The sequence below is a fragment of the Micromonospora sp. M61 genome, assembly GCF_018070245.1.
GTDB lineage: Bacteria > Actinomycetota > Actinomycetes > Mycobacteriales > Micromonosporaceae > Micromonospora > Micromonospora zamorensis.
The window spans coordinates 1-20,948 of sequence record NZ_JAGPYA010000087.1; the positions used below are offsets into that span (position 1 = coordinate 1).

The following is a 20,948-nucleotide window of genomic DNA, read 5'->3' on the forward strand; positions in this document are numbered from 1 at the left end:
CGCCGACGGGGCGTACTTCCCGTTGACTCCCGTGGAGCTGGCCGAGGCCCTGGAGCGGTTCATCACCGAGTACGGCGTGGGGCTGGTCGGCGGCTGCTGCGGCACCACCCCGGAGCACATCCGGGTGCTGTCCGAGCGGTTGCACGGCGTCACCGCCCCGGCTCGTGAGCCCCGGCACGAGGCGGGTGTCTCCTCGGTCTACCACCCGGTGCCGTTCGCCCAGGACGCGTCGGTGCTGATGGTGGGGGAGCGGACCAACGCCAACGGCTCGAAGGCGTTCCGGGATGCGATGCTCGCCGGCGACTGGCGGGCCTGTGTGGAGATCGCCCGCAGTCAGGCCCGCGACGGCTCGCACCTGCTCGACCTGTGCGTGGACTACGTCGGCCGCGACGGCACGCAGGACATGCGCGAGTTGGCCGGCCGGTTCGCCACCGCGTCGACGCTCCCGATCATGTTGGACTCCACCGAGCCGAACGTGGTGGAGGCCGGTCTGGAGATGCTCGGCGGCCGGTGCGTGGTCAACTCGGTGAACTTCGAGGACGGCGACGGTCCCGACTCCCGGTACGCGCGGGTGATGCCGATCGTCCGCGAGCACGGCGCGGCGGTGGTGGCGCTGCTCATCGACGAGGAGGGGCAGGCGCGTACCCAGGAGTGGAAGGTTCGGGTCGCGGCGCGGCTGATCGACGACCTGACCGGCCGGTGGGGCCTGGACCGCTCGGACATCCTCATCGACGCGCTGACCTTCCCGATCGCCACCGGCCAGGAGGAGACCCGCCGCGACGGCATCGAGACGATCGAGGCGATCCGGGAGATCACCCGCCGCTACCCGGGCGTCAACTTCACGCTGGGCATCTCGAACATCTCCTTCGGGCTCAACCCGGCCGCCCGGCAGGTGCTCAACTCGGTGTTCCTGCACGAGTGCGTGCAGGTCGGGCTGACGTCGGCGATCGTGCACGCCAGCAAGATCCTGCCGATGTCGAAGATCCCCGAGGAGCAGCGCGAGGTCGCCCTGGACCTGGTCTACGACCGGCGCCGCGAGGGGTACGACCCGGTGCAGCGTTTCCTGGAGCTGTTCGAGGGTGTCGACGTGACCAGCGCCCGGGCCAGCCGGGCGCAGGAGTTGGCGGCGCTGCCGCTGGACGAGCGGCTCAAGCGGCGGATCATCGACGGTGAGCGCAACGGCCTGGAGGCCGACCTGGACGAGGCGATGGCCGGCGGCCGGTCCCCGCTGTCGATCATCAACGACATCCTGCTGGACGGCATGAAGGTGGTCGGTGAGCTGTTCGGCTCGGGCCAGATGCAACTGCCGTTTGTGCTCCAGTCCGCCGAGGTGATGAAGACCGCCGTGGCGTACCTGGAGCCACACATGGAGACCGCGGAGGACGGCGGCAAGGGCCGCATCGTGCTCGCCACCGTGCGCGGCGACGTGCACGACATCGGTAAGAACCTGGTCGACATCATCCTGTCCAACAACGGCTACGAGGTGGTGAACATCGGCATCAAGCAGCCGATCAGCGCCATCCTGGACGCCGCCGAGCAGCACCGCGCCGACGCGATCGGCATGTCCGGGCTGCTGGTCAAGAGCACGGTCATCATGAAGGAAAACCTCGCCGAGATGGCCACGCGCGGGGTCGCGGAGCGCTGGCCCGTCCTGCTGGGTGGGGCGGCGCTGACCCGCGCGTACGTCGAGGACGACCTGCGGTCGATGTTCCCCGGGCAGGTGCACTACGCCCGGGACGCCTTCGAGGGGTTGTCCCTGATGGACAAGGTGATGACCGCCAAGCGTGGCGGCGCGCCGGTGATCGACCCGGAGCGGGAAGCGGCGCTCGCGGCGCGGCGGGCCCGCCGGGAACGGCAACGGTCCATGGTCAGCGAGTCCCTGCCGGAGCTGCACGACTCCTCGACCCGCTCCGACGTGGCAGTGGACGTGGCCGTGCCCACCCCGCCGTTCTTCGGCACCCGGGTGATCAAGGGCGTGCCGATGGCCGACTACGCGGCGCTGCTCGACGAGCGGGCCACCTTCCGTGGGCAGTGGGGGCTGAACGGCGCCCGAGGCGGCAACGGTCCGTCCTATGACGAGCTGGTGGAGACCGAGGGCCGGCCGCGTCTGCGTTACTGGCTGGACCGGTTGATCGCCGACCAGGTGCTGGAGGCAGCCGTGGTGTACGGCTACTTCCCCGCGTACTCCGAAGGCAACGACCTGGTGGTGCTCGACGAGAACGGGCACGCGGAGCGCGCCCGGTTCTCGTTCCCCCGCCAGCGCCAGGAGCGGCGGCTCTGCCTGGCGGACTTCTTCAAGCCCAAGGGCGACCAGCTCGATGTGGTCGCGTTGCAACTGGTCACCGTGGGCCAGCCGGTCAGCGAGTACGCGGCGAAGCTGTTCGCCCGCAACGAGTACCGCGACTACCTGGAGGTGCACGGCCTGTCCGTGCAGCTCACCGAGGCGCTCGCGGAGTACTGGCACCGGCGCATCCGGGCGGAGATGACCCTGCCCGACGGCCGTCCGCTGGGCCACGACGACCCGACGGACCTGGCCGGTCTGCTGCGCAACGACTACCGGGGCTGCCGGTACGCGTTCGGCTACCCGGCCTGCCCTGACCTGGAGGACCGGGCGAAGATCGTGGACCTGCTCGGATCGGAGCGGATCGGGGTCGAGCTGTCCGAGGAGTTCCAGTTGATGCCGGAGCAGGCCACCGACGCGATCGTGGTCCACCACCCGGAAGCCAGCTACTTCAACGCCAAGTGACGGGCGCAAGGTCGCTGACCTGCAATTACGGTCGTCCCGAGGGCCCTCGAACCATGATCACGCCGTCTCCAGGCCGTCAACGGCTTCCGGGACGTCCTCGGCGGCCTGGTCCTCACCGAAGGCCGCATCAATGGCCCGGCGCGTGCGGTCCTCCCTGGTAGGGAGGAGACGTCGCTACTACTACACGTGGCCCCCGAGCTGATCCGAGCAGGCAATGAAACCGCGGACTGGACGGCCGACCAGCGGCCGCACCTGCTCACGCTCGGAATGACTGCCTACACCACCAGCGACGTCATCGGCCGACCCCTCGCTCGGCACCGCCGAGAACGGCAAAGCTCCTCTAGACAGCCTCACCCGATCGTTTGGCGAACATCAGGTGGAGCCTTGGCCTCTGACCGGGCCGGCCGGACTGCCGGCGATGTCGGGTCTCAGGATGTAGGTGACAGACCAGTCTCGGGACGTGGGTGACACGTGCGGCCAGCTCTGGCAGTCGGTCATTGTTGTCGCGCGGGCACCTGACGCCGTCGGTCTGCGCCCAGCACTAGCGGTGCTGGTCAACGGCCCACAGAAGATCGGTGATGGCAAACCCCGGTAGCTCGAGTTCAGCTGCCGGGGTGACTTGGAACGTCCCACCCAACGCCTCCGGTGTCCAACCAGCGCTCAGCCCGTAACAGACAAGAACGCGTACGTCCGCAGCTGTCGGGAACGGATACGTTTCCCCACTGCCGTGCACGTCGGTCTCGACGTACGGATAGCCAGAGGCAACGGTGGGTGCTGAGGAGGGCAGCTCGGTCAGGTCGACCTGTAGGACGTGACCGTTTTTTCCTGCACCCCACACGCGGAGCCTTATGCAGCGGTGCAGACGACCGTCCGGGTCAGATGCGGATCGGATGTCGGCCTTCCAGGTGAACTCCCGGCCGTCGATGTGTAGCTTGCGTAGCCTCGACCTCATCCGCCCATGCTTCCAGCCAGGCGATCACTGCAATGCCCTCACCCCGATGACCGGCTGTCGCCTAGCAGTCCTGCAGGACGCGCTCCACGTCCGCGCCTGCATGGATGACCCACTGCGTCGGCGCGAAGTTCCTCGGGAAGGTGGTGCCGCTGCCCTTCGTGGGCGAGCAGGGTGGCACAGCCAGGTGGGAGCACAGCCGCATCCGCGAGCCCGATGAACCCGACGAGCATGTCGAGACCGCGGGCGCACGGCCGCCACCTCGGCGCTAGTCAGATCGACAGGGGTCATGTCTATAATCCTCGCCATGAAAAAGTTGAAAATTGCTAGTGGAGTTGGCGCCGCGCTCGCCACGGTTCTCCTCGTCGGAGGGATGGCGACCCCGGCGCACGCGGCGACTGGACCGGAAATCTGTGGCGGCTCGGAGTACATGCGCATTAAGGCGCACGAATTCCCCAACGGCCGTCTCGTGGTTTCGAAGCACCGGAACAGTAACACCATGTGTGCCGTGACGTTCAATACCGCCGGCACGACGAAATACACCAGAGCGACGCTCGTCAGGGTGCCCGCAGGCGGCGGGGTGACGTACGGATCGAAGGAGGATGCGAACCAATACAGCCAGTACGCCGGGCCGATCTACCTCGCGAACCAGTACCCGAACAACGACTTCTACGCCGAAGGCCAGGTCGGCGGCAACAGCGTTCAGCTCTACTGCACGCTCACATACTGCGGCTAGTTCTAGGACACCATGAGGAGTCCTCACCGGCACGACGAGCTGGTGATGCAGTAGCAGGCGTACCGGGCCGCGATGAAGAGGCCGACCGTCGTCGAAGGTTGAGACGGTCGGCCGCCTGGTCGTCAACTCAGTCCTTGGGCTTCCACCAAGCCGCGAGCAGCCCAACAACGGCGATGTGCCGAGTGGAGCAATTTTCCCTACAGAATCGAACGGCGCGTAGCCGACGATGCGAAAACCCGCAAGGCGCTCGCCGAACTCGGGTACGACATTACTGACCGATTAGCCTACTACTCAGGCTGGGTTAGCGCGGACAGTCCAGAGATGGGAAAATTCTAATTTCGTCTCGTGACCCGGCTTAGGGGGATGTGGCCCAGCATGCTCGCTATGCCTGGAACCAGGCACCTCTGCTAACTGGTCCAGAAATGAACATAAGAAAGGATCTGGCGGGGTCTGCGCCAGTCCGAATCATCTAGGGCTGGGTTTATGTGCAACTCTTCTCGGCTGCCGTCAGGTATAGATAGGTTTGGCCGGCGTCGACACCTGGTTGGAGGGCCACTGCTAAGACGCCTTCTTCAAGCATTCGTGGAACGATCAAGCGATGGACGTGGCGTAAGACCGTTCCCAGGTCAGGCTATGTACCTCGCCGGGCGCGCCACTCCCCTCCCTGAACCGTCTGCGGCAGTGGAGGCAGTGGCACTCAGGAGGGGGAGCCGTCCTGCCGATGGACGTACCGCCCGTAACGATCAGGGCGTCTCCGGGCCGCTCACGATCAATACAACGCCAAGTGGCGGGCGGCTGAGATCTGTTGGTGTGAACGAGTCCGAGACCGTGCCGGGGTTTCGTCGGCCTGGTTGCGGGCAGGCGCTGGTGTGCGCATCAACGTGGAGGAGCCAAGGGCTGCCGAACGGTTCTGGGAAGGGCTGCGGGAGGTCGCTGCTGCCGCGGCCCGGCATCAGGACCCCGACCTGTACCACTCGATCGTCAAGATCGGCAGGGCTGCACTGTCTCAGGGCGTCGAGCTGGTGCCGTCGAGTGGGCTCTTTCTGGTATGCCCTGTGTGTGAGGTCTTGGCAGGTCAACGGTGTGTCAGCGTGCCCAGGCACCCTCTGCAGGACAACGTTCTTCATGCGGAGCGGTCGGAGTTGGCCGAGAAGGCGCTGAGGGGAGAAGTCCCCTTCCCCGATCCGCTTCGCTGACGTCTCCTGCCCGGACCCGCAGCGTGTAACGAGACCGAGCTGCCACCGAGGCATGCTCGGCTCCCGCCGTGCAGCTCGCGGAGCGTTGCGGGCGGAGGCGGTTGACGGTTGGACGGCCGCCAGCGGATGATCCAGCGGTGTGTCGCTCGGCTCGGCGAGCCGGGACGCTGGCCTCAATGGACAACATGATCGCGGTCATGTGGTGGCTTCAGGGGAGCGGATTTCATGAAGTTCCTTCTCACGTCGTCGGGCATCTGTAACCCGAGCATCTCCGATGCGCTCGTCGACCTGCTGGGCAAGCCGATCGCCGAATCCACGGCCCTGTTCATCCCCACCGCGGTCTACCCCTTCCCCGGTGGAGCTGAGAGGGCATGGAAGGCGATCCACGGCCAGGCTTCAATCCCGCTGTCCCAGCTCGGTTGGAAATCCCTGGGGATGTTGGAGCTCACCGCGCTGCCGACCATTCGAGAAGAGAACTGGGTCCCGGCGGTCCGGGAGGCCGATGCCCTCCTCGTCTGGGGCGGCGATGTGCTGTACCTGACCTATTGGCTGCGTCAGTCGGGCCTGGCCGACCTCCTGCCGTCGTTGAGTGACACGGTCTACGTGGGGGTCAGTGCCGGGAGCATCGCGGTCACCCCGTACAACTGCGACGCCGAATTCGACAGTCAATTCGTCCCTGACAGCAGCGACATGGCGCAGGACGCCGATCGGGCGCTGGGGCTGGTGGATTTCACCCTGTACCCCCACCTCAACCATCCGGAGATGGAGGACACCGAGCTGTCCAACATCCAGAAATGGGCGTCCGGAATCCCGGTCCCGACTTACGCCATCGACGACAACACCGCCATCAAGGTGGTCGATGGCACGGTTGAGGTCATCTCCGAAGGCGACTGGAGACTGATCAACCCCTGACCGAGAAAGACATCATGGCCAGTCGATCCGACCTGAGTCATCGAGTTCCGCCTCGCCTTCCTCCTGCTCGGCAATGTCGTCGAGCATGTCGGCCACATCTGCCCATGGTGGCTGCGCCAGTGCGCCAGTGTCCCGATGGAACTCCATCACGCAGCCGTTCCTGCGGCCGCCGTCCATCCACAAGCGTCGACCCTCCAACGCCTCACCGATCGGGTATGGCACGAAGCCGGGCGGGATGAGCCACCCTCCGTCGACCTGAAGGCCGGAATGCGCCCCGTCGGCGTACAACCACCAGGCCCGTAGGTCCGGCGGCAGCGGCCGGCCGACTGCCTCCTGCGCCGCCACGAGGTCGGCCTCAGACGCCGGCGGTCGTAGAGCCGCGCCGCCGCCGGGCAGCTACCCCATTGGATTCGGACGGTTGCGTCGAAAATACCCTTGCCGCGCCGCTCGCCCCACCCCGAGTTGACGCTCTGACTTGCGTATGCCAATAATAGTTGGCATGAGCCAAGGTGAGGTATGGGAGCTGAGTGGTGACCGGCTGGTCGAGGTCCTCGCCACGCTGGCCAGCCCGCACCGATTGCGTGTGCTCGCGGCGTTGGCCGGCGAACGCGCCTACGTCTCACAACTCGCCCGTGACCTGGGCATCAGCCGCGCGCTGCTCCAGGTGCACCTCAAGAAGTTGGAAAAGGCCGGGCTGGTCACCGCGCATCTGGAGTTGTCCGCGGACGGCAAGGCACTCAAGTACTACGAGGCCACCCCGTTCTCACTGCACCTCACGCCCGACGTGGTGGCGGTCGCCGCCACGACCCTGAGCACCGCCGGAGACGGCGACGCCGTACCCAAAGGAAACAGTTAGATGGACATCGCCGCCTCGGTCTTCCTCATCGTCATCGCCGCCGTGGTCATCGCGGCCATCTGGTATGCCGGCGTCCGCAAGCGGGTCGCCGTCTCCGGCGAACTGCAGCGGCAGTACGCGGAGCAGGCCGCCGAAACGCAGCGCCTGCTCGCCGACATGGGCGCGCAGCTGGCCGATCTGAACCGACGCACCGCCGAGATGCACCGCATCCTCAAGGACGCCGAATGACAGCCCTCGGCCTCAGCCCGCCGGTCACGCTGGTCAACGTCCCCAACGCCATCACCGCCGTCCGGACCGCCATCTCGGTGGCGCTCGCCGTGGCGGCGTTGACCCACCGCAGCGTCCACCTGCTCGTCGCCGCATACCTGATCTACTGGATCGGTGACATCCTGGACGGCGCCGCCGCCCGGGCCTTGGGGCAGGAGACGCGCACCGGCGCGGTCTTCGACATCGTCGCCGACCGTGCCTGCACGTCGGCCTGTGCCGCCGCGCTGGTCGTGCTGCGGCCCGCCACCGCCCTGCCGGTCGCGGTGTTTCTCGTCCAGTTCATGGTCATCGACCAGCTGCTGAGCCTGATGTTCCTGCGCTGGCCGCTGCTGAGTCCGAACTACTTCGCCAGCGTCGATCGCCGCATCTACCTGTGGAACTGGTCGCCGCCTGCGAAGGCGTTGAACACCGCCGCGGTGGTGATCCTGGCGATCGTCGCCCCGACGGCCGTGGCCGTCACGTTCGCCCTCGCGATCGCCGCGGTGAAGGTCGTCTCGTTGGTCTGCGCCGCCAAGTTGCCGGCGGGCCTGCCGCACACCCGGCCATGATCGCCGTCCTGGCGGCTGCGGCCGTCGGGGTCCTGTCGGCCTTCCTGCCGTTCACACCGGCCGAGCCGTACCTGATCGCGGCCGTGGCGACGACCGGCGCGCCGTCGGTGGCGCTGGGTGTAGCTACCGCGGCCGGTCAGACTGCCGGCAAGGTCCTGATCTTCCTCGCCGCGCGCGGCGCGATCCACTCGTCCTGGCTGCAAGGCCGGCTCAGCAGGCGCACACCCGCCGTGCGGGAGCCGGCGGGGCGGCTGGCGACGATGCTCGCCCGTCCGAAGGCGGCCGGGGCGCGACTCGTCGAGGTGATGGAACGCCCCCGCCAGGCCACCGGGATGCTGCTGGTCAGCGCCATCACCGGGTTCCCGCCGTTGCTGGCCGCCAGCGTCTACCTGGGCCGTACACCCATGCGTTCCACGGCCTTCGCGGTGACCTGCCTGGTGGGCCGGACGATCCGCTTCGTGACGATCGCGCTGGCTCCGCACTTCGCCGGCTACTGAGCAGACCGTCGGAGCCGAGGCCTCACCAATTCAGGTCCGGTGTGGATCAAGGTGACTGCTAGACTCCACTGCCGCCCGACCCCGTATCCTCCGGGCAGGATGGAGCCTCTGGTGGGAAGAGCCTGGCGACTCGCCGCCGCCCTGTCGCTCATCGTGGTCGTGCCGGCGACCGCAGGGTGTTCCCGGTACCTCGGATGCGCGCCCGGTCCACCCTCGGACATCACCGTGTCGGACCTGGCAGGTGTCTACACCAGTTCTGGCGGCGCGAAGATCGAGCTACGCGAAGACGGTCACTATGGCGCCAGCAACGTGCCGCCCGATCTCGTGGAACGCACCGCAGAAGGCACCTGGACCCTCGATGTCGCCTCGGATACCAGCGAGGATCTGAGGCTCGGGGATACCCAACTGTGGATTTCAGGCGATCGCGCTGAGCCCTGGCTGTACCGGTTCGAAGGCGATCCCGACAGTTGCGACCTCGTTGAGTTCCGCAGGAACCGCTGACGCTTCACCACCCGCATCCTCCTGCTTGCCTGCAGGACAACAACGAGCGCGGCGGCGAGGGGCATCACACCGGCGAGAGAAGTTCCTGCACCACCGGGTTCCCCCGATGGTGGGGACCTCTTCGACAAGCCGTTGGTAGACGACTCCCGGAACTAAGCCAGCGCGACAAGCAGCTGCTCGTGTCGGCCTCCGTGCGGTTCTTCAGAACCGACGACTCGATCGAGACAACTGGGCCGAGCCGCTAATGCGCCCGCACAATCGCCAGGAACTACTTGGGTTGTCGACGACAGCACCGTCGTCGTGGCCGTCACGACGGCGAACACCGAGGGACGTGCCGCTGTCCACGGCCGGACTCTAACGTGCGGACCTGGCCCTGCCGGCCGTGGCCGTCGACCCGGGCCCTGGCCCGACAGGGGGCCAGCCACTGACTGACGAAACCTGTGTCGAGAACGGCCGGGCGGCTCCGTCCCGGGGGAGGATGCGGCCACAGGGGCCGTACCGGACCAGGGAGATCCAGCATGGCGATCCAGCGGATGGACAACGTCCTCATCGTTGTCGAGGACCTCGACGCTGTCATTGCGTTCTTCGTCGAACTGGGCATGGAGCTGGAGGGCAGAGGGCCGGTCGAGGGACGGTGGGTGGAGCGTGTCATCGGGGTCGACGACGTCCGGCAGGAGGTCGCGATGCTGCGCACCCCGGACGGCCAGGGCAAGGTCGAGCTGGCGATGTTCCACACGCCGAAGGCGATCAGCCCCGAGCCCAGGGACGCGCCGGCGAATACGCTCGGTCTTCGTCGCATCATGTTCGCCGTCGACGACATCGAGGACGTCGTCGCCCGCCTGCGTGCCCGTGGCGCGGACCTCGTGGGCGAGCTGGAGCGGTACGAGGACATCTTTCGGCTCTGCTACGTCCGCGGCCCCGAGGGCATCATCGTCGGGCTGGCCGAGCAGCTCAGGTGAGGGCCCGGCGGGTGTTCGTGAGCGTCAGGCCTGGATCTCGGAGACCATCGTGTCCGCGTTCTCGAACGACTCGACAGTGCGGAACCCTTCAGCCACGTACAGCTGTCTGGCGACGTTCGCCCTTTCCACGCTCAACGAGACGGTGCGAACGCCGCGCTCGCGCGCGGCGTTCAGGACGGCGCGCAGGAGGGCCCGACCCACCCCCTGGCCCCGCCACGACTCCACCACACCGATGGTCAGTTCCGGCACGTCGTCGCTCACGTACCCGTAACCCAGGTCGGCGGCGGTCAGGTACCGGAACCAGGCCGCCCCGACCGGCCGGCCCGCCGGCTCCGTCGCGACCATCCCGAAGTCGTCGGGCCGCATCCAACCGGTGACGTAGTGCGCCAGCGCCGGGTCAGCCAGGATCTGCTCGCGGGGCCAGTTGCGCTCCGGCAACCAGTTCACTGCCGCCGCGAGCATGTCGATCAGGAACGCGCGATCTGCCGAGCTGGCGACGCGGACACCGAAGTCCTTCACCGCCAAACCCTGCCACAGAACCAGGCACTCTGTCGATCATGGAGTTGTGGTGGGTGACAAAGGTAAAGGTTTGCCGTGTTCCGGGCACCACAACTCCATGATCGACGTGATCGAGTCCGGCTCAGGCGATCAGGGTGCCGCCGTCGACGGTCACCACCGTGCCGGTGGCATAGGTCGCCCGCAGCAGGTAGACGAAGGCCTCGGCAACCTCCTCCGGCTCGCCCACCCGACCGAGCGGCAGTGACCCGCTGAGCTGGGCGTACATCTGCTCTCGGGTTTCCTCCGGAAGCGGGTCCCAGAGCGGCGAGCGGATCACGCCTGCGGAGACGGCGTTGACCCGGATCGGGGCGAGTTCGACGGCGAGCGCGCGGACCAGCGCGTCGGTCGCCCCGGTGATGCTGGCCGCCACCGACCAGCCGGCGCTCGGCCGGTGGTTGGCGGTGCCGGTGGTGAGGGTGATCGACCCACCTGGGCGCAGGTACGGCAGTGCCGCGTTGACCGCCGACAGGGAGCCGAAGTAGCGCAGGTCGAAGGCGGTACGGGCGGCGGCGAGGTCGAGGGCGTCGACGGACATCAGCGCGAGCGGCTCACCGGCGGTGTAGACGAGGTGGTCGAACGGCCCGAGGCCCTGGAACAGCCGGGCCACGTCGCCGGGGTCGGTGAGGTTGGCGACGTACCCCTGGGTGCTGGTCGGCAGGGTCGCCAGGGCGCGGTCGACGCTGCTCTGGTTGCGGGAGGCGACCACGACCTGGGCGCCCTCGCGGGCGGCCCGGGTGGCGGTGGCGAGCCCGATTCCCGAGGTTCCGCCGAGTACGACGACACGCTGGTCGCTGAGGTTCATGATCGTGTCCTTCCGGGGTTCGTGGTGAAGACGGTTCCCACCATGCGTCGACCCGACGCCCGCGTCCAAGACCTCTTTCACCTGCTGTGATACCCGATGAGCATGAAGTCGGTGGGTATCGTGGAACGATCAGCAACCCGAACCGGACGGGGACCGGATGGACGTGGATCTGCGCAAGCTGCGCTACTTCGTGGCGGTTGCCGAGGAGCTGCACTTCGGTCGGGCAGCCGCGCGGCTGCACATCGCCCAGCCGGTCCTGTCACGCCAGATCCGGGCCTTCGAGCACGAACTCCGCGCGGAGCTCTTCGTCCGTGATCGTCGCTCCACCGTGCTGACCGAGGCCGGCCGCCAACTCCTGACCGACGCTCGTCCGCTGCTCGCCTCCGCCGAGGCACTGCACCGGCGCGTGCAACGTGCCGCGCACGGCCGACCGACGTTCACCATCGCGTTCATGCCCGGCATCATCGTCACCGCCGAGGCTCGCGCGATCGCCGACCGGCACCCCGACCTGTCCGTCGGTGTCGTCCGTACCTCCTGGAACGACCAGGCCGAGGTGGTACGCGAGGGGCGCGCCGACGTCAGCTACGTGCGGCTTCCGATCGACCAGCGCGGCCTGAGCCTGCGCCCCCTGTTCACCGAACCCCGTGTCGTGATCCTGCCCCAGGAGCACCGCCTGGCCGGGAAGGAATCGGTCGACCTGGCCGAGCTCGTCGAGGAGCGGCTGCTCCAGGACCCGGACGCGGTGCCCGAGTGGCGGGACCTGCCGAACCGTCCGACGGATCCCGACCCCCGCCCCCGACCCGAGCTGAACTCCGTCGAGGAGAAGCTGGAACACGTCGCCGCGTACGCCGGGGTGGTGATCCTGCCGCTGTCGACCGCGACGTTCTACACCAGGCCGGACGTCGTCCACGTGTCCGTCGGCGACCTCGGGCACAACCAGGTGTGCCTGGCCTGGGCCGAGGACGACCGGTCGCCGCTGGTGCGGGAGTTCGTCGAGATCGCCGCGCGGCAGGCGCAGGCGTGAGCGACGGCGTCCGGGTCGGGTCGTAGTACCAACTGATGAGGCCGTTCTCGTTCCCCGCGTCGATGGCACGGCTGACATTCGGGGCCAGGGTGGATGCAGCGTCGCCGCACGGTCGGCGGGGGTCCTGGCGGCACTGTCGAAAGAGGTCATCCGTGAGCGGGGAAGAGCAACCGAACGGCAAGTGGGCACCCTGGTGGATCTACGTCCCCATCATCCTCGGCAGCAACTACGTCAAGCAGTACCTGGTTCGGGACCTGCCCGTGGCGGTCAACGCCGTGATCACCCTCGTGCTGGTCGGCACGCTCTTCCTGATCATCACCGTGGTGTATCGCGGCATGGGACGCGTCGACCGGTAGCGACGTGGGAGCGGCCGCGGTGGCGGCTCTGGTTACGCTCACTGCATGTTCCGTGCGGCTCGGCCTGACGACCTGGCGCAGATCATCCGCCTCTACCAACAGCTGAACCCGGACGATCCGGTGCTGGACGATGACTCCGCTGCGGCGGTCTTCCGGCAGGTCCTCGGCTCACCGGGGCTGCACCTCTTCGTCCTCGAACTGGACGGGGCCGTCGTCGCCTCGACGTACCTCAACGTGATCCCCAACCTGAGCCGGTCGGCGTCCCCGTACGCCGTCATCGAGAACGTCGTCGTGGAGGAATCACGGCGAGGCACCGGTCTGGGGCGGCAGATCATGGCCGACACGCTCCAGGCGGCATGGGACGCGGGCTGCTACAAGGCGATGCTGATGACGGGTTCGCGCAACCCCGCGACGCACGGCTTCTACCGCGCCTGCGGGTTCTCGCCCGACGTCAAGACCGCCTATCTCGCCCGACCACCGGCCTAGGCCTGTCGGGCGAAGGTCTCCCGCAGCGCCGGATCCAGCGGCCGGCCGGTCGTCGGCTCGATGAACAGCTCGGCGAGCAGGAGATCGGCGAGGTAGCTGGGGTTGACGCCCGACTCCTTGCGGGCGAGGGCCTGTAGCGCGCCGCCGAGGCGCAGCGCGGCCTTCGCCGCGCCGGCCGGCAGCCGGGCGACCCGGCGGCGTCGGCCGACCGCGTCCGCGATGCGCGCGATCATGTCGGCCCAGGTCAGGTTCTCGTCGGCGACCGGGATGTCCGCGCCGCTGGCCTGCTCCAGGGCGTCGGCCGCGACCTCGGCCACGCTGCGGGCCGAGGCCGCGGCGCTTCCGCCGGTCGGCGCGACCAGAGGTGTACGGGAGCGGGCCCACCGGTCCAGCGGCCCGGCCCAGTTCGGCAGCCGGTCACCGGCCCGACCGAAGACGAAGGGCAGTTCGAGGACGGCGACCGGCAGATCCGGGCCGGCTGCGACGCGCCCCTCGCGGGCCTGCTCCAGCCGGCAACGGATGTACGTGTGACGCTCGGCGAGCCGCCACTGCGGATGCAGCCGGTCGAAATAGGTGTAGTACGACCCCATCACGACCCCGCGGGTGAGGCCCTCCAGGCGGGCGGCGGTGAACAGGCGTACCACCGGTTCGACGTTGTCGCGGCGGAACTCCGGATAGATCGGCTTGGGCAGCGGCTTCTGCTCGTCGGTGCGGGTGGCGTACACGACGCCGTCGTGCCCGGCGAGCAACGGCCGCAGTTCCTCGATCGAGGCGGACCCGACATCGAGCAGGTGGTCGACGCCCGGATGGGCGGTACGCGCCACAGTGGTGGTGGCATGCCCGCGCTCGCGCAGCACGTCCACGACATGAGCGCCGATCAGGCCACTGCCACCCACCACGAGAATTCGCACGGTGCATCGTCCACTCTGGATCCGGGTCCTTGTCAAGCCGCCACGGCTGTCACCGAGCGTGCAGTGCCGGAATCCCGCCGCCGATGCCCGGTGCGCTCCGACGTCGCACCGCTCACGCCAAGCGCGAACAGCCGATCCAGTGTGGTCGACTCGTGTACGGTCAGTGACGGTTGCCTGACTGCGGCACCCTCCGCACCGTGCCGGAAACCGTCCTCACCAACCGGGGCCGGGTGCCGAAGGCGGGGTGCCATCGCGACGAACGGGGGGAGACGATGCCGGAGCCGCGCGCCTTCTGGCTGGATGAGCAGTTCGACCGTGAGCACGGCACCGACGGGCGGGGCCGCTACGAGGCCGAGGTGCTGGGGCGGATCGACGAGTTCGCCGTGACCTGGGGTGACATCGCCCCGGTCGAGTTCGCGGCGACGGCCTGGCGGATCGCCGGTGAGCTGTCGCCCGGCTTCGTCCGCTGGCATCGGCGGATCGTGTCGGCGACCTGCACGCGAAGCCCGTGGGACGGCAGCATGGTCTGCGCCGTGGCGGTGGTCTCCGGCTGGCCGGCCGAGCTCACCTGGACCAAGCAGTGGCAGCGTGACCGCGGCTGGCGAGACTGGCCCCAGCTGTTCGGCCAGTTCACCACTCCGACGGAGCAGGATCAGACGCGAAGCCCGCACCTGCGGGCGATGCTCCAGGTGGAGGCGCCGCTCCCGCTCGACGACCTGCCGCCCGCCCCGGACGGTCCGGACGGCTCCGTGGCGGTCACCGCGCGCCGAGCCGTGGCGGTGCTGGCCCGGGAGCTCAACGACCTCCTCGCGCCGATGATCGGTCAGCTCGAGGCAGGGGTGCCGGCAGATTCCTGAGTCCGCTCCCCGAGACGACGGCGAGAAGAACCGGGGCGGGCGGATGTCACCGCCCGCCCCGCACTCCCACTCTGGATCAGCGGGCCGGCCCGGCCACCGACCAGGCCGGGCTCCGTCGCTCAGCCAGTGAGGACGAACCTCTCCCAGGAGCCGACCGACGTGCGGTTGGCGATCAACGCCCCCGCCCCGGCGTTCTCGGCGGCCACGATCTGGTTGTTGGCCAGTGCCCGCAGGCCAACCGTCCCGTCCGAGTTGGTGATGATCTGGAAGGTCTCCCACGGTCCGACCGTCGTGCGGTTCGCGATCAACGGCGCCGCGCCCTCGTTCTCGGCGCAGACGTACAGCCCGTTGGCGCGTGACCGGAGGGCGATGTTGCCGTTGCCGGCGTCCACCCGGTCGAACTGCTCGGTCGTCGAGACGCTGGCCTTGTTGGCGATCAGCGGGTTGGTGCCGACCGCCGACACGTACTGGTTGTTGACCTGCGCCCGCAGCGTGATCCCCCCGCTGGGGGTGGTGGTGCCGGTGGTGAAGGTGAACGCGTCGACGTCGAACAGGTTGCCCGTGCCGCCCTTGAACACCAGGTACAGCGAGGTCGACGCGCTGGGCGGGTTGCTGATGGCGGTGGAGACGTCGGCGAAGGTCTCCCAGCTACCGGTCACCGGCACCGTGGCGGTGCCCAGCAGGGATCCGGTCGCGGAGCCGGCACGGACCTCGATGGTGCCGCCGGCGCCGGCCGAGGAGACCCGGGCGGTGAACCGGGTCGCGTTGGACAGGTTGTACGGCTGGTACGAGATCCAGTCGTTGTTCTCGATGAACCCGGCGGTACGGCCACCCTCGGCGTTGGTGTGGTCGGTGGCCTGGACGCCGGACTGGGCGCTGAAGTGCTCACCCTGCCGGTGCTTCGGTTGCAGGGTCTTGATGCTGTGCGTGGTGAGCCCACCGTTGTCGGTGTAGGCGGCGTCGAAGACGCCGTAGATGTTGGCCGCCGAGTCGTGCTCCCCGTCGGTCGGCACGGTGATCGAGCCGCTGCACCCGTTCTTCGAGGTGATCTGGTGGGCGTGGCTGTCGTGGCCCAGCGCGTACGTCAGGCTGACCTTGGAGCAGTCGATCGTGCCGTCCTGCGGGTCGCTCACCGAGATCTGGTACGGCACCGTGTCACCGAAGTTGAACAACTGCCCGTCGGTGGGCGCGGTCAGCGTCACCGTCGGGGCCGTGTTGCCGACGGTGATGACCAGGCTCGCCGTGCCGGACAGGCCGGTCGGGTCGGTGACCTTCAACGTGGGGGAGTACGTGCCGTTCGTGGTGTACGTCTTGGTGGGGTTGGCCGCCGTCGACGTGGTGCCGTCGCCGAACGTCCACAGGTAGCTCAGCGCCCCACCCTCGGGGTCGGAGCTGCCGGCCGACGAGAAGGTGACAGTCAACGGGTTGGCCCCCGACGTGGGGTTCGCCGAGGCGACAGCGATCGGGCTGCGGTTGCCACCACCGATGTACTCGATCCGGAACAGCGCCTGGTTGTTCGAGCCGGTGCCGTAGTCCAGCACGTAGAGCGCGCCGTCCGGGCCGAAGGCCATGTCCATGACCTGCGTGCCGCTCCACGGGAAGTTGGAGATCTCCCCCCGGGAGCCGTCGGAGTTGACCGCGATGGCCTTGATCCAGCGGCGGCCGTACTCGCCGGCGAAGAACTGGCCGTTCAGCGACGCCGGGAACTTGATGCTGGAGTTGAGGGAGGCGTCGTACCGGTAGACCGGCCCACCCATCGGCGACTCCGAGCCGCTGCCGAACTCCGACGGTGAGCCGGAGTCGCCGGCGTACTTGATCCAGGCCGGCTTCGCCGCGGGCAGCGTGCCGAGCCCGGTGTTGCGGAACGAGTTGTTCGTCGGCCCGCCCGTGCAGTTGTACTTGGACTGCGACGGCCCGGACGGGAAGGTGTATTCATTGTATGTTTCCGTGCTGGTGTTGGCACCCGTGCAGTACGGCCAGCCGTAGTTGCCGGGCGCCGCGATGCGGTTGAACTCGACCTGACCCGACGGGCCACGGCTGGAGTTCGTGCTCCCGGCGTCGGGGCCGTAGTCGCCGAGGTAGACGACACCGGTCGCCTTGTCGACGCTCATCCGGAACGGGTTGCGCAGACCCATCGCGTAGATCTCCGGGCGGGTGCCCGACGTGCCGGGCGCGAACAGGTTGCCCGACGGGATGGTGTACGTGCCGTCCGCCTGCGGCTTGATCCGCAGCACCTTGCCCCGCAGGTCGTTGGTGTTGCCCGCCGAGCGCTGGGCGTCGAACTGCGGGTTGCGGTTGGTCCGCTCGTCCAGCGGCGCGTAGCCGGACGACTCGAACGGATTGGTGTCGTCGCCGGTGGTCAGGTACAGGTTGCCGGCGGCGTCGAAGTCCAGGTCACCGCCGACGTGGCAGCACTGCCCACGGTCGTTGGCGACCTGGAGCACGATCTTCTCGCTGCCCAGGTTGAGCGTGTCGTCGCTGTTGAGCGTGAACCGGGACAGCCGCAGGTGTCCCTTCCACCGGTCCCAGTCAGACTGCGAGCCGGTGGTCGGTGCGTCCCCGGACGGCGTGCTCAACGTGGGCGAGTAATACAGGTAGATCCACCGGTTGCTGGCGAAGTTGGGGTCGACGGCGACGCCCTGCAACCCCTCCTCGTCGTGGGTGTAGACCGACAGGGTGCCGGACACCTTGGTGTTGCCGGCCACGTCGGTCACCCGCAGCACACCGTTGCGGGCGGTGTGGAGCACCGAGCGGTTGGGCAGCACGGCCAGGGACATGGCCTCACCCAGCTCGGCCGAGCCGGTGGCGAGTTTGACCTGCTGATAGTCGGAGGCGGGAATGACCGCCGCCTGGGCGGTCGACGGTGCGGCCACAGCCAGGGTCACGCTCGCGACGGTGGTGACCGCCGCGAGGAGAGCCCGGGGCCAGCGCCGGGGGTACGAAAGCATGATCGTCCTTTCTCGACGACCGGTGGACGGGCGCGCGGGGGCGCACCACGACCAGATGGGGATCGTGGGGAACGTGCGGGGGACCAGGTCAGCCGGTGACGAGGTCGAACTTCTCCCACTGACCGATGGAGGTCCGGTTGGCGATCAGCGCGGAGGCGCCCGCATTCTCGGCGGCGACGTAACGGTTGTTCACAGTGGCCCGCAGGCTCACCGTGCCGTCGGAGTTGCGCACGAGCTGGAACGTCTCCCACGCGCCGGCGGTGGCCCGATTGGCGATCAGCGCGGCGGCACCGGCGTTCTCGGCGGCGACGAACTGCCCGTTGCCCTTGGAACGCAGCGCCACATTGCCGTTGGCGAGGTTGACCAGGTCGAACCGCTCGGTGGTGCCGACACTGCTGCGGTTGGCGATCAGCGCGGTGGTGGCGTTGAGCGCGCTGACGTACTGGTTGTTGGCCCGGGCCCGCAGCGTCGAGCCGCTCGGCGGCGGGGTCGTGGTGCGCGGCGAGCAGTCCGCCGTGACGGAGCCCGCGGCGACCTGGAGGCCGCCGAGCAGCATCCGGGTGAAGTTCGGGTCGGTGTACGACGCCTCGGTGTGCCCGAGGCCCGTGTACCAGGCCCGTCCGCCGCCGTACGCCTTGCACCAGGTGATCGGGTGGTCGCCGCTCATGTTGCCGCCGCTGTAGGACGACTCGTCGAGGCTGGCCAGGACCCGCGCGCTGGACCGGGGGTTGGTGCGGTAGTTGTACCACTCGTCGGAGCGGACCCAGGTGTCGCTCAGGTGGGCGGTCGACGGGTTCGTCCGGTCCTCGATCTTCACGGTCGCGGTCTGGATCGCCGGGTGCGAGTCGAACCATGCACCGACCAGCGAGCCGTACCACGGCCAGCTGTACTCGGTGTCGGCGGCTGCGTGCACGCCGACGTACCCGCCACCTGCGGCGATGTACGACTCGAAGGCCGTCTGCTGGCTGGCGTTGAGGACGTCACCGGTCGTCGACAGGAAGACCACCGCCTGGTACTGGGCCAGGTTGCTGGTGGTGAACTGGGCGGCGTCCTCGGTCGAGGTCACGGTGAAGCCGTTGGCCGAGCCGAGCTGCTGGATCGCGGCGATGCCGTTCGGGATGGACGAGTGCCGGAAGCCGGCGGTCTTGCTGAACACCAGGACCTTGGTCAGCGGTGCCGCCGAGGCCGGCGTCGGAAGGGCCACCAGGCTGGTCAGGAACACGGCGAGGCCGGTGACGAGTGCTAACAGACGGGGACGGGAACGCATGCTCTTGCTCCTCTGCTGAGCGTCGACCCGGGCGCGCGTCACGGAGCTGTGGGGGCTCGCCGGGGCCGAGATGGCGGTGGTACGGAGCCGGGCCGCCGATGCTCGGCTGAGATGGTGCGGGGTGGTGCCGTGCCGGTGGGGATCGTCCTGCGGGGGAGCGCGACGCTGCGCAGTGCGGGTTGCCGTGCCGGGTGCTCCCCGCCCGCCGAGGGGGGAGCGTCGCGTCGCTGCCGACAGTGCCAGGAGACGGCTGGCGCGACGGCGACGACACGTTCGCGATGGCAACGACGACGACCTCAGCCGGCCAATGTGGACGATCGAAGCCCATCGACATGCATCGCTGACGCAGTAAACCTCCGATGTCTGCGCTCCGTCAAGCCCGTGCCCGTCGGCTACCACCCACTGGACGGTGCCACCGGGACTCTCAGCCTGGTACGGCCGCAGGCGCGAGCGCCAGCTGTTTGATCTGGCGCAGCATCAGCGCGGTCTCGACGGTGCGGATGCCGTCCAGCGCGCCGATCTTGTCGTTCAGGTACGCGTACAGCTCCTCGGTGCCACGGCAGCGGACGGCAGCGATGATGTTGGTCTGGCCGGTGGCCGCGGCGGCGAACTCCACCTCCGTGTGCTCGGCGAGCGCGTGCCCGGCCGCGGCCAGCGCGGACGGCGCCACGGTCAGCCACAGCATCGCGCCGATCTCGCGGCCCACGTGTTCCGGCAGATACTGCACGGCGAAGTAGAGCGCGCCGTCGCCGCGCAGCCGGTCCAGGCGGCGCCGCACCACGTCCTCGGACTGGCCGCACGCTCTCTGCAGGTCGGCGAGGCCGGTCCGGCCATCCCGGAACAGCGCGGCGAGCAGCGCCTCGTCGGTGTCGTCGACCGTGACGGTGCCTGGGGCGGCCTTGTCCAGCGGCGCGGGGCGCAGCGCCGCCTCCTGCTCGGCGCTGAGGGCGTTGGCCTTCTGCAGCCAGCGCAGGGGACCGCCGTAGAAGCGGTGCAACAGGCAGTGTGCGCTGAACCCGATCACCCGTGAGGTGCGCTGCAACCGGCCCAGCAGCAGTTCGTCGCGGGCGGCGCGACTGCGGGGCCTTATCTCGCAGACCACCTCACTGCCGCCGGAGATCAGCGCGACGTAGGAGGTGTCCGGGCGGCGGGCGAGGGCGTCGGCCAGCCGTTCGGACATGTCCGGGGTGCACCGGAGCCGGACGATCCAGTTGGAGCGGCCGACGCGGCTCTCGTCGGTCATGCCCAGCACGCGTAGCCCCGCCTGGGTTTGCAGGCGGCGGAAACGGCGGGCGACGGTCTGGTCCGAGACGCCGAGGGCGGCGGCGATCCGGCTGAAGGGGGCGCGACCGTCGAGTTGCAGGGCCTGCAGCAGTTGCAGGTCGAGCTGGTCCAGGGAAGGAGTCACGGTCTTCCTGATCGTCGTCGGCGTCACCAGCGTAGGAGCCGCTGACGCCGCCGTCCTTCGGTTGGCGAGGTCAGGCCGGGACGGATTCGGGTCGCTGGGCGGCTGGCTGTGGGTCGCGTACCGGGCGCGGGTGGCCCAGCAGGAGGACCGCGGCCAGGGCGGCG

General features: G+C 68.7%; 21 protein-coding genes. 14 read left to right on the plus strand and 7 right to left on the minus strand.

Annotation, left to right across the window (positions count from 1 at the left end):
* The 4 genes from metH to KBX34_RS30750 all read left to right on the plus strand — a co-directional run.
* On the plus strand, positions 1–2,746 hold a 2,746-nt coding region (gene metH / locus KBX34_RS30740), incomplete at its 5' end, for a methionine synthase (RefSeq protein WP_210928494.1).
* A gap of 460 nt (positions 2,747–3,206) precedes the next feature.
* The gene (locus KBX34_RS34140) at positions 3,207–3,341 is read left to right on the plus strand and encodes a hypothetical protein (protein WP_282102709.1); all 135 of its coding nucleotides are present in this window, start codon (positions 3,207–3,209) and stop codon (positions 3,339–3,341) included.
* Positions 3,342–4,002: 661 nt separating this feature from the next.
* Entirely contained in the window at positions 4,003–4,431 is a 429-nt protein-coding gene (locus tag KBX34_RS30745; RefSeq protein WP_210928496.1) for a hypothetical protein, read from the plus strand.
* A gap of 1,421 nt (positions 4,432–5,852) precedes the next feature.
* Entirely contained in the window at positions 5,853–6,539 is a 687-nt protein-coding gene (locus tag KBX34_RS30750) for a Type 1 glutamine amidotransferase-like domain-containing protein (RefSeq protein WP_210928498.1), read from the plus strand.
* Positions 6,540–6,551: 12 nt separating this feature from the next.
* On the opposite strand, the gene KBX34_RS30755 is transcribed toward KBX34_RS30750, so the two are convergent.
* On the minus strand, positions 6,552–6,935 hold the full coding sequence (locus tag KBX34_RS30755) for an SMI1/KNR4 family protein (protein WP_374223735.1): 384 nt from the start codon (positions 6,933–6,935) through the stop codon (positions 6,552–6,554).
* A gap of 103 nt (positions 6,936–7,038) precedes the next feature.
* On the opposite strand from KBX34_RS30755, the gene KBX34_RS30760 reads away from it, so the two are divergent.
* The 6 genes from KBX34_RS30760 (at position 7,039) to KBX34_RS30785 (ending at position 10,167) form a co-directional block, all read left to right on the plus strand.
* Complete coding sequence (locus tag KBX34_RS30760; RefSeq protein ID WP_088948074.1) at positions 7,039–7,395, plus strand: winged helix-turn-helix domain-containing protein; 357 nt, start codon at positions 7,039–7,041, stop codon at positions 7,393–7,395.
* A complete protein-coding gene (locus KBX34_RS30765) occupies positions 7,396–7,623 on the plus strand; it encodes a hypothetical protein (protein ID WP_088948075.1) in 228 nt (75 codons plus the stop codon).
* Positions 7,620–8,210, plus strand: coding sequence for a CDP-alcohol phosphatidyltransferase family protein (locus KBX34_RS30770; protein ID WP_088948076.1), 591 nt, complete (start codon positions 7,620–7,622; stop codon positions 8,208–8,210). Before KBX34_RS30765 ends, KBX34_RS30770 begins: the two co-directional genes overlap by 4 nt.
* Positions 8,207–8,707, plus strand: a complete 501-nt coding sequence (locus tag KBX34_RS30775; RefSeq protein WP_210928502.1) for a hypothetical protein — start codon at positions 8,207–8,209, stop codon at positions 8,705–8,707. Before KBX34_RS30770 ends, KBX34_RS30775 begins: the two co-directional genes overlap by 4 nt.
* A gap of 99 nt (positions 8,708–8,806) precedes the next feature.
* On the plus strand, positions 8,807–9,208 hold the full coding sequence (locus KBX34_RS30780; RefSeq protein ID WP_088948078.1) for a hypothetical protein: 402 nt from the start codon (positions 8,807–8,809) through the stop codon (positions 9,206–9,208).
* A gap of 518 nt (positions 9,209–9,726) precedes the next feature.
* Positions 9,727–10,167, plus strand: coding sequence for a VOC family protein (locus tag KBX34_RS30785; protein ID WP_210794113.1), 441 nt, complete (start codon positions 9,727–9,729; stop codon positions 10,165–10,167).
* Positions 10,168–10,191: 24 nt separating this feature from the next.
* Here KBX34_RS30785 and KBX34_RS30790 read toward each other — a convergent pair whose 3' ends face one another.
* Positions 10,192–10,686, minus strand: coding sequence for a GNAT family N-acetyltransferase (locus KBX34_RS30790; RefSeq protein WP_210928504.1), 495 nt, complete (start codon positions 10,684–10,686; stop codon positions 10,192–10,194).
* A 121-nt stretch (positions 10,687–10,807) separates the two neighbouring features.
* The gene (locus tag KBX34_RS30795; RefSeq protein WP_210928506.1) at positions 10,808–11,527 is read right to left on the minus strand and encodes an SDR family oxidoreductase; all 720 of its coding nucleotides are present in this window, start codon (positions 11,525–11,527) and stop codon (positions 10,808–10,810) included.
* A 157-nt stretch (positions 11,528–11,684) separates the two neighbouring features.
* Here KBX34_RS30795 and KBX34_RS30800 point away from each other — a divergent pair, with 157 nt between their 5' ends.
* The 3 genes from KBX34_RS30800 to KBX34_RS30810 all read left to right on the plus strand — a co-directional run bounded on the left by KBX34_RS30800 (position 11,685) and on the right by KBX34_RS30810 (position 13,393).
* Positions 11,685–12,551: a LysR family transcriptional regulator gene (locus KBX34_RS30800; RefSeq protein WP_088948080.1), complete on the plus strand. Its 867-nt coding sequence runs from the start codon at positions 11,685–11,687 to the stop codon at positions 12,549–12,551.
* Positions 12,552–12,703: 152 nt separating this feature from the next.
* Entirely contained in the window at positions 12,704–12,907 is a 204-nt protein-coding gene (locus KBX34_RS30805) for a hypothetical protein (RefSeq protein ID WP_210928507.1), read from the plus strand.
* Positions 12,908–12,952: 45 nt separating this feature from the next.
* Complete coding sequence (locus KBX34_RS30810) at positions 12,953–13,393, plus strand: GNAT family N-acetyltransferase (protein ID WP_210928509.1); 441 nt, start codon at positions 12,953–12,955, stop codon at positions 13,391–13,393.
* On the opposite strand, the gene KBX34_RS30815 is transcribed toward KBX34_RS30810, so the two are convergent.
* Complete coding sequence (locus KBX34_RS30815; RefSeq protein ID WP_210928511.1) at positions 13,390–14,304, minus strand: NAD(P)-dependent oxidoreductase; 915 nt, start codon at positions 14,302–14,304, stop codon at positions 13,390–13,392. The genes KBX34_RS30810 and KBX34_RS30815 overlap by 4 nt on opposite strands.
* Positions 14,305–14,501: 197 nt before the next feature.
* Here KBX34_RS30815 and KBX34_RS30820 point away from each other — a divergent pair, with 197 nt between their 5' ends.
* On the plus strand, positions 14,502–15,161 hold the full coding sequence (locus tag KBX34_RS30820) for a hypothetical protein (protein ID WP_307871534.1): 660 nt from the start codon (positions 14,502–14,504) through the stop codon (positions 15,159–15,161).
* Positions 15,162–15,280: 119 nt separating this feature from the next.
* Here KBX34_RS30820 and KBX34_RS30825 read toward each other — a convergent pair whose 3' ends face one another.
* From KBX34_RS30825 to KBX34_RS30835, 3 genes are all read right to left on the minus strand, one after another.
* Complete coding sequence (locus KBX34_RS30825) at positions 15,281–18,109, minus strand: PQQ-dependent sugar dehydrogenase (RefSeq protein WP_210928513.1); 2,829 nt, start codon at positions 18,107–18,109, stop codon at positions 15,281–15,283.
* Positions 18,110–18,197: 88 nt separating this feature from the next.
* Positions 18,198–19,376 (minus strand): ThuA domain-containing protein, encoded by a 1,179-nt coding sequence (locus tag KBX34_RS30830; protein WP_088948086.1) that lies wholly within the window; start codon positions 19,374–19,376, stop codon positions 18,198–18,200.
* A gap of 424 nt (positions 19,377–19,800) precedes the next feature.
* Positions 19,801–20,784 (minus strand): Lrp/AsnC family transcriptional regulator, encoded by a 984-nt coding sequence (locus KBX34_RS30835; protein ID WP_210794103.1) that lies wholly within the window; start codon positions 20,782–20,784, stop codon positions 19,801–19,803.
* Positions 20,785–20,948 lie beyond the last annotated feature (164 nt).